Source organism: Limibacillus halophilus (assembly GCF_014191775.1).
GTDB lineage: Bacteria > Pseudomonadota > Alphaproteobacteria > Kiloniellales > CECT-8803 > Limibacillus > Limibacillus halophilus.
Genome location: NZ_JACHXA010000001.1, coordinates 18,106 through 32,933 on the forward strand (window position 1 = coordinate 18,106; position 14,828 = coordinate 32,933).

At 54.9% G+C, this 14,828-nt stretch carries 15 protein-coding genes; 2 read left to right on the forward strand and 13 right to left on the reverse strand.

The features are described from left to right. Positions 1–614: 614 nt before the first annotated feature. The 5 genes from FHR98_RS00085 to FHR98_RS00105 form a co-directional block, all read right to left on the reverse strand. Entirely contained in the window at positions 615–1,400 is a 786-nt protein-coding gene (locus tag FHR98_RS00085; RefSeq protein WP_183414573.1) for an ABC transporter permease, read from the reverse strand. A 1-nt stretch (position 1,401) separates the two neighbouring features. Beyond that, positions 1,402–2,157, reverse strand: coding sequence for an ABC transporter ATP-binding protein (locus tag FHR98_RS00090; RefSeq protein WP_183414574.1), 756 nt, complete (start codon positions 2,155–2,157; stop codon positions 1,402–1,404). 108 nt (positions 2,158–2,265) lie between these two features. Next, positions 2,266–3,261 carry an ABC transporter substrate-binding protein gene (locus tag FHR98_RS00095; RefSeq protein WP_183414575.1) on the reverse strand — a complete coding sequence of 332 codons (996 nt, stop codon included), beginning with the start codon at positions 3,259–3,261 and terminating at the stop codon, positions 2,266–2,268. Between the two features lie 28 nt (positions 3,262–3,289). Continuing rightward, positions 3,290–4,633, reverse strand: coding sequence for a UbiD family decarboxylase (locus FHR98_RS00100; RefSeq protein ID WP_183414576.1), 1,344 nt, complete (start codon positions 4,631–4,633; stop codon positions 3,290–3,292). Between the two features lie 109 nt (positions 4,634–4,742). Further along, the gene (locus FHR98_RS00105; protein ID WP_322091194.1) at positions 4,743–5,420 is read right to left on the reverse strand and encodes a UbiX family flavin prenyltransferase; all 678 of its coding nucleotides are present in this window, start codon (positions 5,418–5,420) and stop codon (positions 4,743–4,745) included. A 174-nt stretch (positions 5,421–5,594) separates the two neighbouring features. Between FHR98_RS00105 and FHR98_RS00110 the strand changes: the two genes are divergently transcribed. Beyond that, a complete protein-coding gene (locus FHR98_RS00110; RefSeq protein WP_183414578.1) occupies positions 5,595–6,350 on the forward strand; it encodes an IclR family transcriptional regulator in 756 nt (251 codons plus the stop codon). 60 nt (positions 6,351–6,410) lie between these two features. Here the strand turns inward: FHR98_RS00110 and FHR98_RS00115 are convergent, their stop codons facing one another. From FHR98_RS00115 to FHR98_RS00150, 8 genes are read right to left on the reverse strand one after another with little or no spacing between them, the layout of a single operon-like run. Further along, a complete protein-coding gene (locus FHR98_RS00115) occupies positions 6,411–7,022 on the reverse strand; it encodes a UbiX family flavin prenyltransferase (protein ID WP_183414579.1) in 612 nt (203 codons plus the stop codon). Between the two features lie 27 nt (positions 7,023–7,049). Then, positions 7,050–8,054 (reverse strand): ABC transporter substrate-binding protein, encoded by a 1,005-nt coding sequence (locus FHR98_RS00120; protein WP_183414580.1) that lies wholly within the window; start codon positions 8,052–8,054, stop codon positions 7,050–7,052. Between the two features lie 25 nt (positions 8,055–8,079). Further along, positions 8,080–8,856, reverse strand: coding sequence for an ABC transporter ATP-binding protein (locus tag FHR98_RS00125; protein WP_183414581.1), 777 nt, complete (start codon positions 8,854–8,856; stop codon positions 8,080–8,082). Continuing rightward, positions 8,856–9,674, reverse strand: a complete 819-nt coding sequence (locus FHR98_RS00130) for an ABC transporter permease (protein WP_183414582.1) — start codon at positions 9,672–9,674, stop codon at positions 8,856–8,858. Before FHR98_RS00130 ends, FHR98_RS00125 begins: the two co-directional genes overlap by 1 nt. Next, on the reverse strand, positions 9,671–10,771 hold the full coding sequence (locus FHR98_RS00135) for a pyridoxal phosphate-dependent aminotransferase (RefSeq protein WP_183414583.1): 1,101 nt from the start codon (positions 10,769–10,771) through the stop codon (positions 9,671–9,673). The genes FHR98_RS00130 and FHR98_RS00135 overlap by 4 nt, the downstream gene beginning before the upstream one ends. Then, positions 10,768–11,502 carry a maleate cis-trans isomerase family protein gene (locus tag FHR98_RS00140; protein ID WP_183414584.1) on the reverse strand — a complete coding sequence of 245 codons (735 nt, stop codon included), beginning with the start codon at positions 11,500–11,502 and terminating at the stop codon, positions 10,768–10,770. The genes FHR98_RS00135 and FHR98_RS00140 overlap by 4 nt, the downstream gene beginning before the upstream one ends. Further along, a complete protein-coding gene (locus FHR98_RS00145; RefSeq protein WP_183414585.1) occupies positions 11,487–12,524 on the reverse strand; it encodes a DUF4392 domain-containing protein in 1,038 nt (345 codons plus the stop codon). Before FHR98_RS00145 ends, FHR98_RS00140 begins: the two co-directional genes overlap by 16 nt. After that, positions 12,505–13,863, reverse strand: coding sequence for a UbiD family decarboxylase (locus FHR98_RS00150; RefSeq protein ID WP_281369905.1), 1,359 nt, complete (start codon positions 13,861–13,863; stop codon positions 12,505–12,507). The genes FHR98_RS00145 and FHR98_RS00150 overlap by 20 nt, the downstream gene beginning before the upstream one ends. Positions 13,864–13,976: 113 nt before the next feature. Between FHR98_RS00150 and FHR98_RS00155 the strand changes: the two genes are divergently transcribed. Beyond that, positions 13,977–14,780: an IclR family transcriptional regulator gene (locus FHR98_RS00155; RefSeq protein WP_221205652.1), complete on the forward strand. Its 804-nt coding sequence runs from the start codon at positions 13,977–13,979 to the stop codon at positions 14,778–14,780. Positions 14,781–14,828: the final 48 nt, after the last annotated feature.

A 14,828-nucleotide genomic window follows, 5' to 3' on the forward strand; every position in this document is an offset into this window, starting at 1 on the left:
GTTCTGGATGAAAATTGGCGCTCTAACTCATTGTATTTGCGTTAGTTTATCGTGAAATTCCCTACTAGGAAGAACAGGGAATATTTTTCAATGAACAGGGAATTATATTTCAGGATCAGGGAAATGGCGGGCTCGCTTAAGAAAGTGCCTCTTTGTCTCATTTCTTCTAGATGATCGTTTCGGTATGCCATCCTTGCATCCGTCCACAATCTCTTCAACATGAGAACGCTACCTTTACTCTCGAATCACCTTCAAACTAAACCGCGCCGCCGCTCTCTCCGAGTGGCGCGGCCTCGTCGATATTGGCCTGTCGGCCCGGCATGATCGTGGGCTTAGAGCCAACAATAAAGCCGAGAACTCTCATCAGCCCGTTCGACGACGAAAGCGAAAGCAACAAGGCTTCAAGTCACCAGACTCCGCTCAACGGTTGCCATCCGTTCACGACGCCACCTACAACACCTTCAACTGTCAGCGTCATCTCCTCAGTCGACCAGGCTACAAGGTCCTAAGATCCAACGCATTTGAGGTGTGGGCTGGCGCCTGCAAAGCTGCATAGGATCCAACTGCGAGGGGTGATTGCTCTCGTGTTGCCGAGTTAACCTGTCAACGCCCTCTCAACGCCTCCGTGAAGGACGCCACTTCAGAAAAATGTTCTCGTAAGCCGCAACCGCACCCACGCCAAGTGATGTAAAAACGGTGATGGATAGCAACGAGGCGAAGACAAGCGATGTATCAAGGTTGAACTGTGCGGAAAGGATCAGATATCCCATTCCGGTATTACCACCGATGAACTCTCCGACGATCGAGCCGACGAGAGCCAAGGGGAATGCCACTTTCAGCGCATCGGTTATATAGGGGATAGCATTCATGAGCCGTATCTTGAAGAAGATGCGCCATTTTGTCCCGCCAGCAAGTTTGGACAAATCAAGCACATCGGATTCGATTTCGTCGAGTCCAGTTAGAGAATTTACGAAGATTGGGAACAGTGCGAGCAGGAAGGCCAACAGAATCTTGGATTCAACACCTAGCCCAAACCAGATCACAAAGAGCGGCGCAATCGCAACCTTTGGAATACCATTGAAGGCCGCGAGAACTGAAACGATGACGTTGCGTAGGGAACGAACATAGACAACAAGCAACGCCAGCAGGACACCGGAAAAAAGTGCCAGTGCCAAACCAACCAACGTCGAAAAGCCAGTCCTGCTCAGATGATGTACTTGCAATGGAAACGTCTGCCAAAACCGCTCAGCAATCGCCGACGGAACAGGCAGTACATATTCCGGCAGACCAGCAAAATGCACGCCATACTCCCATATCAGCAACGCCAACACGATACCGAGTACCCCTTTGGCCGGGCCTGCTAATTGAGTCACGATCTTAGGAAGTAACCTGTCGTACATATTATTCGCTCCAATTGGACTGAATCTCACCGCCCAGCCTCTCGGCCAGTTCCGTGAAACGACTCCCGCGCATGGTTTCGCGTGTCCTCGGTCGCGGAAGGTTGATCTCCACTACATCCTGAACTCGGCCAGGTCGCGGACTCATGACAATCACTGTGTCGGACAAAAGGATTGCCTCGGTGATGCTGTGCGTCACAAAGAGAACCGTATTCCGGCTGTGAGCCCAGATCTTGAGCAGTTCGAATCCCATCCGTTCCCGGGTTATCACGTCAAGCGCACCAAACGGCTCATCCATAAGTATCAGAGCTGGGTTGAGCAGGAGGGCCCGACAGATACCCGCGCGCTGCTGCATTCCCCCCGACAACTGGTGGGGGTAGGAATTCTCAAATCCAGTAAGTCCCGCGAGCGCGATAAGCTCCATCGCTCTTTGACGGTACTTCTCGGGTTTTGCGCCACTCATTTCACAGGTCAACAGTACGTTGTCCAAGGTTGTGCGCCACGGCAGCAGCACAGGCGATTGGAATACCATACCGGTGTCTTTTGCCGGGCCGGAAACAGGCACACCACCAATCAGGACTTCCCCACACGTTGGCTCCGACAACCCTGAAACCACACGAAGCAATGTGGACTTTCCACAACCGCTTGGGCCTATGATCGAGACGAATCGATTCGCCGGAATGTCAAAGCTAGCGTTATCGACGGCCACGACGTCGCCGAAATGCTTGCTGACACCTTTAATTTCTATGTTAACTGACATTTGCGCCTGTCCTTGTGTTCCGCTGTACGCGGCTCGCCGACGGAACGTCGGCCATGGAACTGCTGGCCCCTTATCCAAGAGCCAGCAGTTTCACGTCTGTGAGTTCAACTATTGAGCGGGAATAGCGGGCGCGAAGGTATCACCGACAACCGGTGGTGTTTCCAACTTCATCGCCTCGGCCATCAGATCGATCGTGCGTTGCAGACGGTCATCGGTCGCGGTGCCATACCCGTGCTGCTTAACATAGTCTGTGTTGATAGCCTTTATGGACTGCCGCCACTGGGCAAGAGTCGTCTCGTACTTCAGCGCAGCATTGTGCTTGACCATAATCTCAGCGGTTTCTTCGGGATGCTCGATTGCATATTCAACAGCCCGCTTGGTCGCTTCAGCGAAACGGCGCGCCTCCTCAGGCTTCTCGTTCAGCCTGTCTGCCTTCGCTATCAGCAAATATCCGAATACGTCGTAGCCCCAGTTCGCGAAGGACGAAAAATACACCTCCCTAGTCTGGCCAATCGTGCGCTGAAGGGATGGCACGTCCCCATCAATCGACGCCGTCATGAGATCTGCCTGGCCGCCAGCAAGAAGCGATAGATAAACACTGGGATCGGCTGTTTCCCAATGTACATCGGCAGGGTTCAAATTGTGCTGCGCGTAGATAATCGGCAGGATCACACGTGCGCTGTCTGTCTGCGACGCGACGATCTTTGCCCCTTTAAGAGATTCCGGGGTTTCATAGGGCTTGAGCGAAGCGAGGCCGCTCGTAGCGGTATCCATAAAAACCATAAATCCCTTGACTTTGGCGCCCTTGGCGACCGCCTGCACCACCGGGCCAGCGTCCGCCATGCCATAGTCAGCCTGACCAGCATCTACAGCCGCGACGACAAAGCCGCTACCGGTGGCCGGTGAGATTCTAATGTCAAACCCAGCCTCCTTATAGAATCCCTTTTCAAGCCCGACGAAGTAAGGGGAGTGACGCCCATGGAAAGCGTAGTTCGTTAAGAACTCGATCTTCGTCAAACTATCTGCAGCCGCCGGAACCACAGCTGCCATCCAAAGTGCCGCCAAAGCGGCGAAGTAGAATACTCGCTTTGTAACATACTTCATTAGATCCTCCCTATTTCGACTCGTGGAACTACTTGATTGCGCCGTGTGCACTTGGGTCCGTGACGTAGTCCTCAAGTCGCACGGCCCCAACTCCTGGAATCCGCTTTCGCTCAAACTCAGCACGACGTGAGAATGGCGCTGTTGCATCAATACCGACTCGCCCCCAGTGGTCCTTGTCGGGATCACGGTAAAATGTTGGTGTTTCGGGAATGACGATCATGTCCTTGTCGGGCCTGCTGCGTGTTAGCGTTGCCCACATGACGTCGTCCATGCTGTAGATATCAACGTCCTCATCGACGACGGTGCAGACCTTCGCCCACGTAGGATCTGCGCCCATCACAGCCATCAAAACCTGGCGCGCATGCCCTTCGTACTGCTGCTTGATTTTCACCACTGTGTGCAGCACGAACGGCTGGCAGGTGACATCGACGATGCCTGGAAGGACGGCGCTGATCTTCTGGTAAATGTTGGCGGCCACTGAAAGCTCGAGGGTCAGAACTTCCTCAGCCGAACCACACAAGATGCTGTGAAAAATAGCGTCTTTACGACGTGTGACGCCAAGCACCTCGAAGACAGCATTTAAACCGACAGGTGTGTAATACCCCATAAACTCGCCGAAAGGCCCTTCCTCGCGTCGCTCATTCGGCAGAAATCGGCCTTCAATGACGATCTCCGTGTGCGCTGGCACCATCAGGTCGATGTGCTTGCATTTACGCAGAGGAATGGGTTTGCCTGCTAGCTGTCCCGCCACCTTGAGTTCATCGACATCGTAGGGCAGCGGCGCCGCCGCCGAGAGGAACGCGGTCGGCGGCGTGCCAATTATCATTGCTGCCTCCAGGTACTGCCCTTTCTGCTCGGCTTTCTCATGATAAAGCGTAAGGTGATGCCGGGGCGCGAGCCGACACCGCAACTCATCGTCATTGACATACATAGAGCGGTGAAACGAGAGGTTGCCCACACCAGTTTCCGGGTCCTTCGCAAAGAACATCGCCGACGTGAAGTATGGCCCAGCGTCCTTTTCCGAATAGGTAATCAGGGGCAGGTCGCTCATCTTGCAGTCGACGATTTCCGGGATTTCTATAGGTTGGGCATTACCGCTTTCAGACTGAGCGCCAAGAGTAGCGAGCTTGTTCCATTGCCGGCAGAAGTCATCCGGCTCAATACCGAGGATCTCCGCAATTCGTTCGCGTGCGCCATAGAGATTAGTGACCACAGGAAGTGTCGTTCCCGCCACGTTGTGAAACAGGATCGGTTTACCCCATCGCTTATGCGCCGCAGCCGTCACAGCGGCAAGTTCGTGCTTAGGGTCAACTTCACGATCTATCTCAACGAGTTCGCCACGTTGCCGCAGCCGCTCAATATACTCACGCATTCAATCACCTCGATCCGTTTCTTGATTCACTGGTATCCGCAAATTCGGCCGCACCGCCATGCGCGCTCAACGACCGCACCCGGTGGTGGGCTGTAAGTCTTTGCCGACTTCAAGCCCTTCGCCTTTCAATTTCTGATGTTGTTCTGATTGGTTCCGATGGTTCGTTCCGGGCGGCCCGTTCTGTAGTTTGGTCCAATCCAGATTCGCCCCACCGCGCTATGCGGCCCGTATCCAAGCCGAACAGATCAAGGGCTCGCCCAATCGAATGGTCGACGATGTCATCAACCGTCTGCGGTCGCGCATAGAAGGCGGGAACTGGCGGCATGACGATGGCTCCCATTTCCGTGACTTGGGTCATCGCACGCAAGTGTCCCAGATGCAGCGGTGTTTCTCTGAGCATCAAAACCAGCCGTCGGCGCTCTTTCAACACCACGTCGGCTGCCCGTGCTAGCAGGCCGGTTGTGACGCCGCTTGCAATTGCCGACATACTACGGATCGAACAGGGCGCCACCAGCATGCCGTCTGTACGAAAAGAACCGCTTGAAATCGCCGCTGCGATGTCATCCTCGCGGTATACCACCGAGGCTAAGTTTGTTACCGCCGAAACCTTGATAGGTAATTCGTGAGCCAGGGTAACTTGTGCTGCGCGGGTCATGACAAGGTGGGTCTCAACTCCGATTTCACGCAACACTTCTAACGCGCGGACGCCAAGGACAACCCCAGATGCGCCACTAATTCCAACAATAATGCGACGCGTTCTCTGCGGATGCAGATTATCTGCGATCACAGGTTCCCCTCCCCACCCGACCGTCTCGGAGCGCATAAAACGGCCCGAGTCATCTGTTGCATATTTTGCAACACTGTTGCATTTAATGATACTATTATAATATCCACTGTCAACGCCAATCTGTTTCCGTTAACCACTACCGGACCTACAACGAAGACGATGGAGTCAAACAAGATGGCACCCCTTGCAGGCATGAAGACCGTCCGACATGCAATCGTCGTACTTCGCTGCTTTTCAGTGGCTGAATCTCTACTTGGCGTGAACGAGATCGCACGCCGCACGGGCCTACATAAGAGTTCCGTATCGCGCCTCGTCGCTACGCTGGAAGAAGCTCATCTTTTAGAACGGGACACCGCAACCAAACGATTGCGCCTTGGCGATGGGCTGTTGACGATCGCAGCGCCCTTATTCAGCAAGATGGGATTTTTGAATGCGGTCCGCCCAGTGCTTGAAAAGCTCTCGCAGACAACTGAGGAAACAGCATATTTCAACATCTGGGACGGCAGTGAAGCTGTCGTCGTCGATCAGGCGGTTGGGCCCAACGCGGTCACGCACTTCGCCCCATTGGGGATGAGAAACCCCGCGCACTGCACTGCAACTGGGAAAGTACTTTTGGCCTTTGCTTCAGAATCCGAGGTCGATGCCGTCTTATCGGTTGGCCTGCACAAGTATACGCCCAGCAGCGTCACGGACCCGGTTACACTGCGAGAACAACTCGCGGATATCCGTGCGAATGGCGTTGCTCTAAATATCGGTGAACTTGCCAGTGATGTCGGCGCAATCGCCGCCATCGTCCGCAAAGAACATGGTGCCATAGCAGGTGCCATCGCCGTCAGTGTACCCCTTTACCGGTTTGGCAGGGACCGCCAAGAAGAACTTCGTAAAATGGTCTTGGAAGCCGCAAAATCCCTGTCCCAGCGTTTAAGCTAAGCAAGACGCTTCGGTGCTGATTAACTGCACAAGGCATCTTCGAGCACCGAAAAGCCCTCATTAATCATTAGGAGAATCCAACGGCCCGCGAAGGCCGATTGTCTCGCCCCAGCGCTGCAAGGTGCCAACATCGATTCCAAACAAATCCAGTGCTCTGCCGACACTATGATTGACGATGTCATCAATGGATTTTGGTTTGGTGTAAAAAGCAGGGAGCGGCGGCATGATGATCGCTCCCATTTCGGTAACCTGGGTCATACTGCGCAGATGACCCAAATGAAGTGGCGTTTCGCGCACCATGAGAACAAGCCGGCGGCGCTCTTTCAGAACGACGTCGGCCGCCCGGGAAAGCAAACCCGAGGTAACACCGCTAGCAATTTCCGAAAGGCTTCGGATCGAACAGGGCGCAACAAGCATCCCCAGCGTGATGAAAGAGCCGCTCGATATGCTTGCCGCTATGTCATCAGCCTTGTGAATGACATCGGCCAACTGGTGCAGATCGGCCGCTTTCATATGGAGTTCTTGGGCAAGAGTAATCTGCGCGGAACGGGTCACGACAAGGTGAGCCTCGATATCCGTTCCGCGCAGCATTTCCAAAGCGCGCACACCATAGATGGCACCTGAAGCACCGCTGATGGCTACAATCATTCTACGTGGAGGCGCCTTTTTCATGGGCTGAGTCTCCGACCTAGTCCGGCTTTAATGGATAAAGTCGTTGGTGTAATAGGTAGTGACGTCCTCCACGGTCGTATTGAGGCCGCCAAACTCCTTCATCAGAGCCTGGGTCGCTTCCCAACGCTCTTTGACGGAAAAGCCCACCGTGTCTCCCTCGGACCCTTTCGCATGCAGCAACGCAGCGGTTGCCTTCAGTTTTTCGACTTCCACTGCCTTCTTTCGGCTGGGTGAACGTTTTAGAAGCGCGTCGATAGACTCTTCGGGATTTTGGAGAGCGTAGTCGTAGGCCCGCAGGGTCGCTTTCACGAATGCGGCAACGATTTCGGGTGAATTCTCGACAGTCTCTGTATGGGCGGCAATTCCGTCACCCATCGTATCAACACCAAATGATGCATAGGTGAAGTGGTTCAGCTTAACTTCGGCCGCATCGGAAAGGCTAAGAAGGCTGTCATTGGGAAATCCTGTGATAGCCTCCGTACGCTTGGCTAGGAAGGTCTGGTTTCGCGTACCGCCATCGGAAGCAATGATCTGCACTTTCGATGAGTCGATGCCGTTCTTCGCAAGCAAGGCGTACAGCATCGTGGTGGTCATGTCGCCCTGAAGGGTCGCAACCTTCTTGCCTACGAGATCAGCAGGCTCCTTAATGTTCTGCTCAGGCCAGCTGATCAGTGCATTGGGGCTGGTTTGGTAAAGTTGAGCGACCTGCTTGATGGGCATGCCTTGCGCCACGCCAAGCATCAACGACGGCGGGTCGATGATCGCGAAGGTATCCTGTTGGGCCGCTACGAGCTGCATGGATGACGTAACGCCCTTACCTTCCAAGACCTCAACGTCGAGACCTGCTTCTTTGTAGAACCCCTTGTCCACTCCGAGTAGATAGGGCGAGCGGTGGCCGTTGTAGCTGAAGGCCAGTCGGACGGTCACCTTCTTCAGTTCCTCCGCATTGGAAGGTGCTCCAAAGGTAATTACCCCTGATAAAGCCACCGCAACGGTTGCTGCTATGACAATCATTCTGCGTGTTAGTCTCATAAGTTCCTCTCCTATTCGCTAATTGTTAGTACGCTTTCAGAACCCCATGTTGCTCGAACAGATGACGCACTCGCGCCACTGTGTTCACAAACTGCTGGGATTCCATCGTTCCAGGCCGCCTGGGATGTGGCAGGTCGGTTTTGATAATTTCGGCAATACGCCCCGGACGCGGCGTCATCACTACGACGCGGTCCGCCAGAAGGACGGCTTCCTGGATATCGTGCGTGATGAAGATCACGCTTTTCTGTGTTTCGAGCCAGATTTGGTGAAGCTCCATCACCATCTGTTCACGAGTCAGTGCATCGAGTGCACCAAATGGTTCATCCATCAACAGGATCGGTGGTTCGTGAATCAACGCCCGGCATATGGAGACACGCTGGCGCATGCCACCTGACAGCTCGTAAGGAAACTTTTTCTCGAATCCACCTAGACCGACTTTATCCAATAGAGAACGCGCTCGGTCCTCATAAGCTTTGCGGTCAAGCCCGCGCATTTCTGGCTGGATGAGCACATTGTCAAGCACGCTGCGCCAATCCAGGAGAACATCCGTCTGGAACACAATGCCCAACTCAGTCACGGGCTTTGTGATTTCATTGCCATTGGCTAAAATCGTTCCATTGGTCGGAAATGCCAGCCCAGACGCCATAGACAAGAGCGTGCTTTTACCGCACCCACTTGGACCTACAATGGAAATGAATTCACCCTCTGCAATTTGCAGGCTGAAATCTCGCAGTGCTTCAATCGGACCGCTCGAGGTGTGATAGGATTTACTGACATTCTGGAATTGGAGCGTATCAGCCATCAGCTTTTCTCCTTGCCGTGGCCAGAGGTGCGGTGTGAGACATGCCACGGGAGCAGTAAACGTTCGGCAAGATCGACCACTGCGAACAGCGCTATCCCGACAAGGCTCAGCACGACGAGAATTGCGAATGAAAGGCCTACGTCCAGCGTCCCGTTCGCGACGATAAGTTGGTAACCAAGCCCACTGTCTGCGGCTACGAACTCACCAACCACGGCACCGACCACCGCCAGTGTGCTGGCGACTTTCAGCCCAGCGAAAATATTTGGAAGGGCGCCGGGCAGCTGAAAGTTGAGAAATATTTTCCGCCGTGGGGCCCCCATTGACCGCGCCAGCCAGATCACCTCTTTAGGCGTCGAGCGGAACCCTATTAGCGAATCAATGACGATTGGGAAGAAACAGATCAGGAATGCGATCACAATCTTCGGAAAAAGGCCGAAGCCGAACCAAACAACGATAAGCGGGGCAATTGCGACCTTCGGAATCGTCTGAGACGCGACTAGAATGGGATAAAGCGCCCGCTCCAGCGTACGGAATTGGGCTAAGATTGCTGCTAGTGGAATGCTGACGACGATAGCCAGCGCAAACCCAACCACTACCTCATTTGCGGTTACCAAAGTGTGCATCAGCAGTAAGCTGTGATCCGCAACGATGCGCACAAAGATGGCCGAGGGTGGGGGCAGCAAATAGCTTGGCACCTCGCCAATTCTCACAACGGCTTCCCATAACAGAAGCAATCCCAATGCCAGAAGCGTGCTATCCAGAGACGACGGCCAACGCCACCATCTAGAATTCGATTTGTTTGGGGCCTCGGATGTCATTGAAGCGCCTCCAATGCTGAGATCAATTTGAGGTTCTCAGCGTGTCCGCGTAGCGAGACGCGGAGCACGTTATGTTTCTCAAGCCCACGGAAGGAAGTTGCATCCGCAACGACGATCCCATTGGCTGCCAGCTCGGCCGCGGCAACTCCTGGATCACGGTCGCCAATGTCCAGTAGCAGCATGTTTGCGTTGCCGCCCCTGATCGACAACCTGGGGATGGACGCGACCCTTTCCAGAAACCAAGCGACTTCATTGCGGAATTGGGCTTTGCAGGCTGGCAGGAAGGTAGTGTCCGCAAGCGCGGCCGCAGCAGCGCACACCGCTGATGCGGCCATATTGAATGGTGGCCGGCCTACTTCTGCCACTCGGACCAGCGAAGACGGGGCAACCGCATATCCGATTCGAAGTCCGGCCAATCCGAAATACTTTGAGAAAGTACGCAACACCACGATGTTATCGTGTTTGCGGGCGAGAGGCATTGCGCCATCCTCGGAGGGGTAGATCAACGCTTCGTCGATGATAAAAATGGTATCGGGGTGACGCCTAGCCATTCGTTCGATGTCGTCATTCGATACAGTCGCGCCCGTCGGGTTGTTAGGCGTACAGATAAAAGCAAGCGCAATATCGGAAGCGGTCAATTCACGTGCGATTGCTGCCGTACTTATTTCCTCTGGTGGATCATTCTCGACAACGACAAGGGTACAACCTCTAAGCCGTGCTTCGAGCTCATAGCGGGGAAAGGTTGGAATGTGGATTAGGACCTTATCACCTTCGCTAGTCCAAGCCTGGAGTAGCAGCTTAATGACATCATCCAACCCCGCTCCAAAAAACAAGCACTCTTCCGACAGCTCGTGCCGTGCCGCCAACGCACTCCGGAGTCGCTGGAAATTGATATCAGGATAAAGGTTTGACCGTTCTAGCGCTGCACTTGCGGCGGCGATTGCCGAGGGTGGCGAACCAAGTGGATTGACGTTTAGCGAGAAGTCGATGACCGCTGACGCCTCAAGCCCGTACCGTAAGGCAATGGTCTCTACCGACGTCTCAGCCTCGTATAGGCGCAGCGAGGCGAGCTCTCTACTCTGACTGTTAAGAGTCATGATGATAGCACCTTGCCAAATCCTGGGTGAATTGTGGGCGCGCCCAACGCCCGTAGAATTGCCCAAAGTGTGACTTGGTTGCTGCTGAGCACCGGTTTCCCAAGCTCCCGTTCCAGTCTGCCAATCACTTCTAGTGCGCGAAGGTCGGTGCAGCTCAGAAACAGCGCTTCGCTGTCGGGCGTGTCGGCTTGATGCGCGAGCTGGACGATTTCTTCAGTAGGCACTTCGCGGATCGCTGATCCCGAAAGGCCCAGTCCCACAACCGAACGGACATCGATTCCGTGGCTGGCGAAGAATGATCGCTCGGCCTCATTGATCTCGTCACGGTATGGTGTTGCAAGTGCAAGTTTCGTCACGCCCAAGTGGCAAAACGCATCAATGATCGCGCGCGATGTGGCGACCACAGGACACCCTGCAATACTGGCAATTCGATCAACCTGGTTTTGCAGTCCAGCTTCGCCGTCAACAAAGCTGCCACTCGTACAGGCGAACGCAATGACGTCAGGCGATAGGTCAGCAAGCAACGAAGCCGCCGACTCGACACACTCGTTCATCGCGCGGAGCCCCTCAGGCGTGGTCGAAGTAAGCGGCACCCGTGTCGTATGGAAAGTGAGCCCTGCAGGCGCTATCCAGGCGAAATCAGGCTCGACCACCGCGTTGACGGAAGGCACGATCATCCCGACGCGACGACCTGCTGGTCGAACCCGCATTTGTGTCACTTCGTCTGCCATGAGTTCTGATATCCGCTGATGTTCGCGCCTTCGCGCTGGCTGAGCAGGACGATTGAGCGCAGTAAGTCAACTAGACACGCGTTGGCGTGCGCATCGGTGCCATCCACATAAAGCCTGTGTTGCCCGCCAACGGGATCAATCGCACCGGCTCGCACACAAGCCTCGATCAAACGTTTTTCATGCTCTCCGTCGTGGAACGCGTCGCTGTTGCCTACCAAAGCGGCAAGGCAAGCGGCAATACCGTATGCACCCCAATTCGAAATGTTGGCGACGACTGTGATATCCGCTTCCTGGCGTGCCGCGATCACATCGCCAAGGGGAACGTCAGTTGCGACAATGCCAGCAACCGCCCCCATACCGAGCTCGTTTCCGAGATCGCCGACACCGATTGTCGGAATCCCGGCCTTCCGTGCTTCAGAGAACAGAATATCGGTCTTTGCGGTGAAGGATGAAATCTCAAAGCCACCGCCGCCGTGATAGTGACCGTCCTCGCCGGCGCCTGGCCGCTCAATCGCAATCAGGGCTTTGGGCTTGTGTCGGTCAAGTAACTCCTTTGCGGCGCGGACTGCCTCGGCTTCATCAACCGGAAAACCCGAGAGTCCGTAACGGTGACGCCCGGAATCCAGTTGGTCGTCCGTGGCTGGCACTAATCCCGCCGCAGAGAAACAGGCTTCCATACAAGGGACAATCGAGTCTTCTGAAATGCCGATCGGAACTGCCCCAAGCCCAACCGACAAGGCGCGGGCCATCACCGCGGCGCCAATCGGCCCATCGGTTTCCGGCAAGCCATAATCGCGCATGATGAACCCACTCAAAACCAGCACCCGGTCGCCACGGGATACCTTTTCCTTCAGGAGATTCGCCGCAGACAGAGTTACCGATCCACCCGCCAATTCGCGCGCGGCGGCATGAAGCTTGGCCAGCGGCAGGCCTTTGAGAATTGTCCAGTTGGAAATAGGGGCGGTGACAAGATGATCGATCGCATCGCCGATACGTTTTGGGTCAAGAATTGTGGTCTGCATTTATATAGTCCTCCAACCGGATTTCCGCTTCACCGGGAAACCGGCGGCGCTCAAAAAGTTGCTGCATGACAATTGGCGCGGTGGCGTCAATACCGACTTTGCCCCGGTGCACGTCTCGAACGTCCTCACGTGTGTAACTTGGAACACGAGGCACGACGTAGATGCCGGTCTCTGGCGTGCAGCGGGTCTGGATTGCCCAGAGAACATCCGCTGCATCGAAGGGGTCGACGTCCTTGTCCACCACCACCACCACTTTGGTCCAAGAGTACCCGCCTAGAGCCGCCAACATGGCATTCTTGGCCTGATCTTCATTCTGCTTGTCGATGGAGATGACGCATCCGAACACGTAGCCAGGCGTGGCGATATCACGGATTTTCGGGACGAAGCTGGAGACCTTCTTATAAATCTCCGCCTGAATCGGTACGCCAACGAGGTTCAGATCTTCAGTGCCCCCGGCAAGGATAGCGTGGTACATCGCATCACGCCGCCGCGTGATTGCAGTGACCCTGAAAACATGATTTTTCATGACGGGAACATATCCGTCAGTGAATTCTCCAAAGGGGCCTTCGTCCTCGCGAACACCGGCGACAACCTCGCCCTCAATCACAATCTCGGCGTCGGCTGGAACATCGACAGGGATTGTCTTGCAGCGGGTCACGCGCAGTGATTTACCCTGCCATGCGCCCGCCACTTCAAGTTCGTCGGCCTCATAGGGCACCTTGGATGCGGCGGAGAACATCAGGCCCGGAGGCGCGCCAATGACGATAGCACAAGGTAGGTTCTTCCCCTGTGCCTCGGCCTCGGCGTGATAGCGCCCAAGATGCTGAGGCGGCATCATCCTGACGCGCAGCTTGTTGCCTCCCGCAAGTTGACATCTGTTCCAAGACGCATTGTATGCGCCGGTCTCAGGATGCGGCGCCACCAATATACCGGCGGTAATATAGGCTCCGCCGTCATGTTCGGAGAAAACGATCTGTGGGAGGTCTCGGGCGACATCGATGCCGTCACCAATCTTCACAACTTCCTGCACTGGAGCCACGTCAACATGCTCAACAGGCAATCCCTTAGCTTCCAATGACACCATTGTGCGCAGGAGATCGCTTTCGGCTAAACCGAGTGATTGAGCGACAGTCTTACGAAAACCGAAGACATTAGTGATGACCGGAATGTCAGAACCCTTAACATCGCGGAACAGAAGTGGCCGGTTCGGACCCTTCTGCATGCGACGCATGACAGCCGTCAGTTCATGACGTGGATCGACCGAGCGGTCAACGAAAGCCACCTCCCCACTGCGCTGCATAACTTCCACAAGTTGTCGAAAAGTCTCAAAAGCCGGCATATCTTCCTCAGTGAAAAAAGTGTGTTGGCGTGTTGCCAACGCTGTTGGTTAAATATACTATCCTTTGTTGACGCCACTGCTGTCAATAAAAAATCCGTGGAAAGGTTGAGGCTTTGAAAAGAAATCCATCCCCAGAAAAGAGCGCGCGGACGGTACACGCAGTTAAACACCTGACAGATATCCTGCGCTGTGTGTCTAAATCATCCGACCCTATCGGCGTGAACGAGGTTGCTCGCCAAGTCGGTCTCGACAAGAGCTCGGTTTCCCGCCTCATTGCTTCGCTGGAACAAGAGCGATTACTGCAGAAGGGTCGAGATGGCGGGATACGCCTTGGGTTAGGGCTGTTGGCAATCGCCGCGCCGCTGATGCGCGATCTTGGGTTGTCAACTCGGGTACGGCCAAGTCTGGAAGAACTGGCAGAGCGTACCGGGGAAACTGTTAATCTCAGTGTATGGAGTGGAAGCGAGTCGGTGAGCATTGCGCAGGCGCTTGGATCGAATGCAATTACCCATTTTGCTTCGCCTGGACAGACAAATCCGGCCCATTGCACGGCATCTGGCAAGGTGCTTTTAGCTTTTGAACCGCCCGAGGTCGTAGAGCATGTCCTCTCGCAACCGCTCGAGAAATACACCGACCGCACCGTGGTCGACCCCAGAATTATACGCCAGCAGTTGCAAGAGATACGGGCAAGGGGATATGCGGTTAACCATGGTGAGTTCGCTTTAGATGTCTGCGCGGTAAGCGCGGCTGTGTGCGATCTCGACGGAAGCCTGGTAGGTGCCCTGACCGTCACCATTCCAGCGTACCGATTCGACCAGGATCGCCAAGCCGCGGTTCTCACCTCGACACTGTCCGTTGCAAATGATCTGTCCGAGCAATTCGGCTTTCGTGGTAAAGCCTTTCGCAGTGCGCTTTAACACACCTGCCCTGTCGAGCGGTGATGCTGAATGTTACTGTCGTTGTCT

Coding starts and splice junctions, on each gene's coding strand:
- FHR98_RS00085 (WP_183414573.1), bottom strand. CDS start 1,400: ATGTACGACAGGTTACTTCCTAAGATCGTGACTCAATTAGCAGGCCCG.
- FHR98_RS00090 (WP_183414574.1), bottom strand. CDS start 2,157: ATGTCAGTTAACATAGAAATTAAAGGTGTCAGCAAGCATTTCGGCGAC.
- FHR98_RS00095 (WP_183414575.1), bottom strand. CDS start 3,261: ATGAAGTATGTTACAAAGCGAGTATTCTACTTCGCCGCTTTGGCGGCA.
- FHR98_RS00100 (WP_183414576.1), bottom strand. CDS start 4,633: ATGCGTGAGTATATTGAGCGGCTGCGGCAACGTGGCGAACTCGTTGAG.
- FHR98_RS00110 (WP_183414578.1), top strand. CDS start 5,595: ATGGCACCCCTTGCAGGCATGAAGACCGTCCGACATGCAATCGTCGTA.
- FHR98_RS00115 (WP_183414579.1), bottom strand. CDS start 7,022: ATGAAAAAGGCGCCTCCACGTAGAATGATTGTAGCCATCAGCGGTGCT.
- FHR98_RS00120 (WP_183414580.1), bottom strand. CDS start 8,054: ATGAGACTAACACGCAGAATGATTGTCATAGCAGCAACCGTTGCGGTG.
- FHR98_RS00125 (WP_183414581.1), bottom strand. CDS start 8,856: ATGGCTGATACGCTCCAATTCCAGAATGTCAGTAAATCCTATCACACC.
- FHR98_RS00130 (WP_183414582.1), bottom strand. CDS start 9,674: ATGACATCCGAGGCCCCAAACAAATCGAATTCTAGATGGTGGCGTTGG.
- FHR98_RS00135 (WP_183414583.1), bottom strand. CDS start 10,771: ATGACTCTTAACAGTCAGAGTAGAGAGCTCGCCTCGCTGCGCCTATAC.
- FHR98_RS00140 (WP_183414584.1), bottom strand. CDS start 11,502: ATGGCAGACGAAGTGACACAAATGCGGGTTCGACCAGCAGGTCGTCGC.
- FHR98_RS00145 (WP_183414585.1), bottom strand. CDS start 12,524: ATGCAGACCACAATTCTTGACCCAAAACGTATCGGCGATGCGATCGAT.
- FHR98_RS00150 (WP_281369905.1), bottom strand. CDS start 13,863: ATGCCGGCTTTTGAGACTTTTCGACAACTTGTGGAAGTTATGCAGCGC.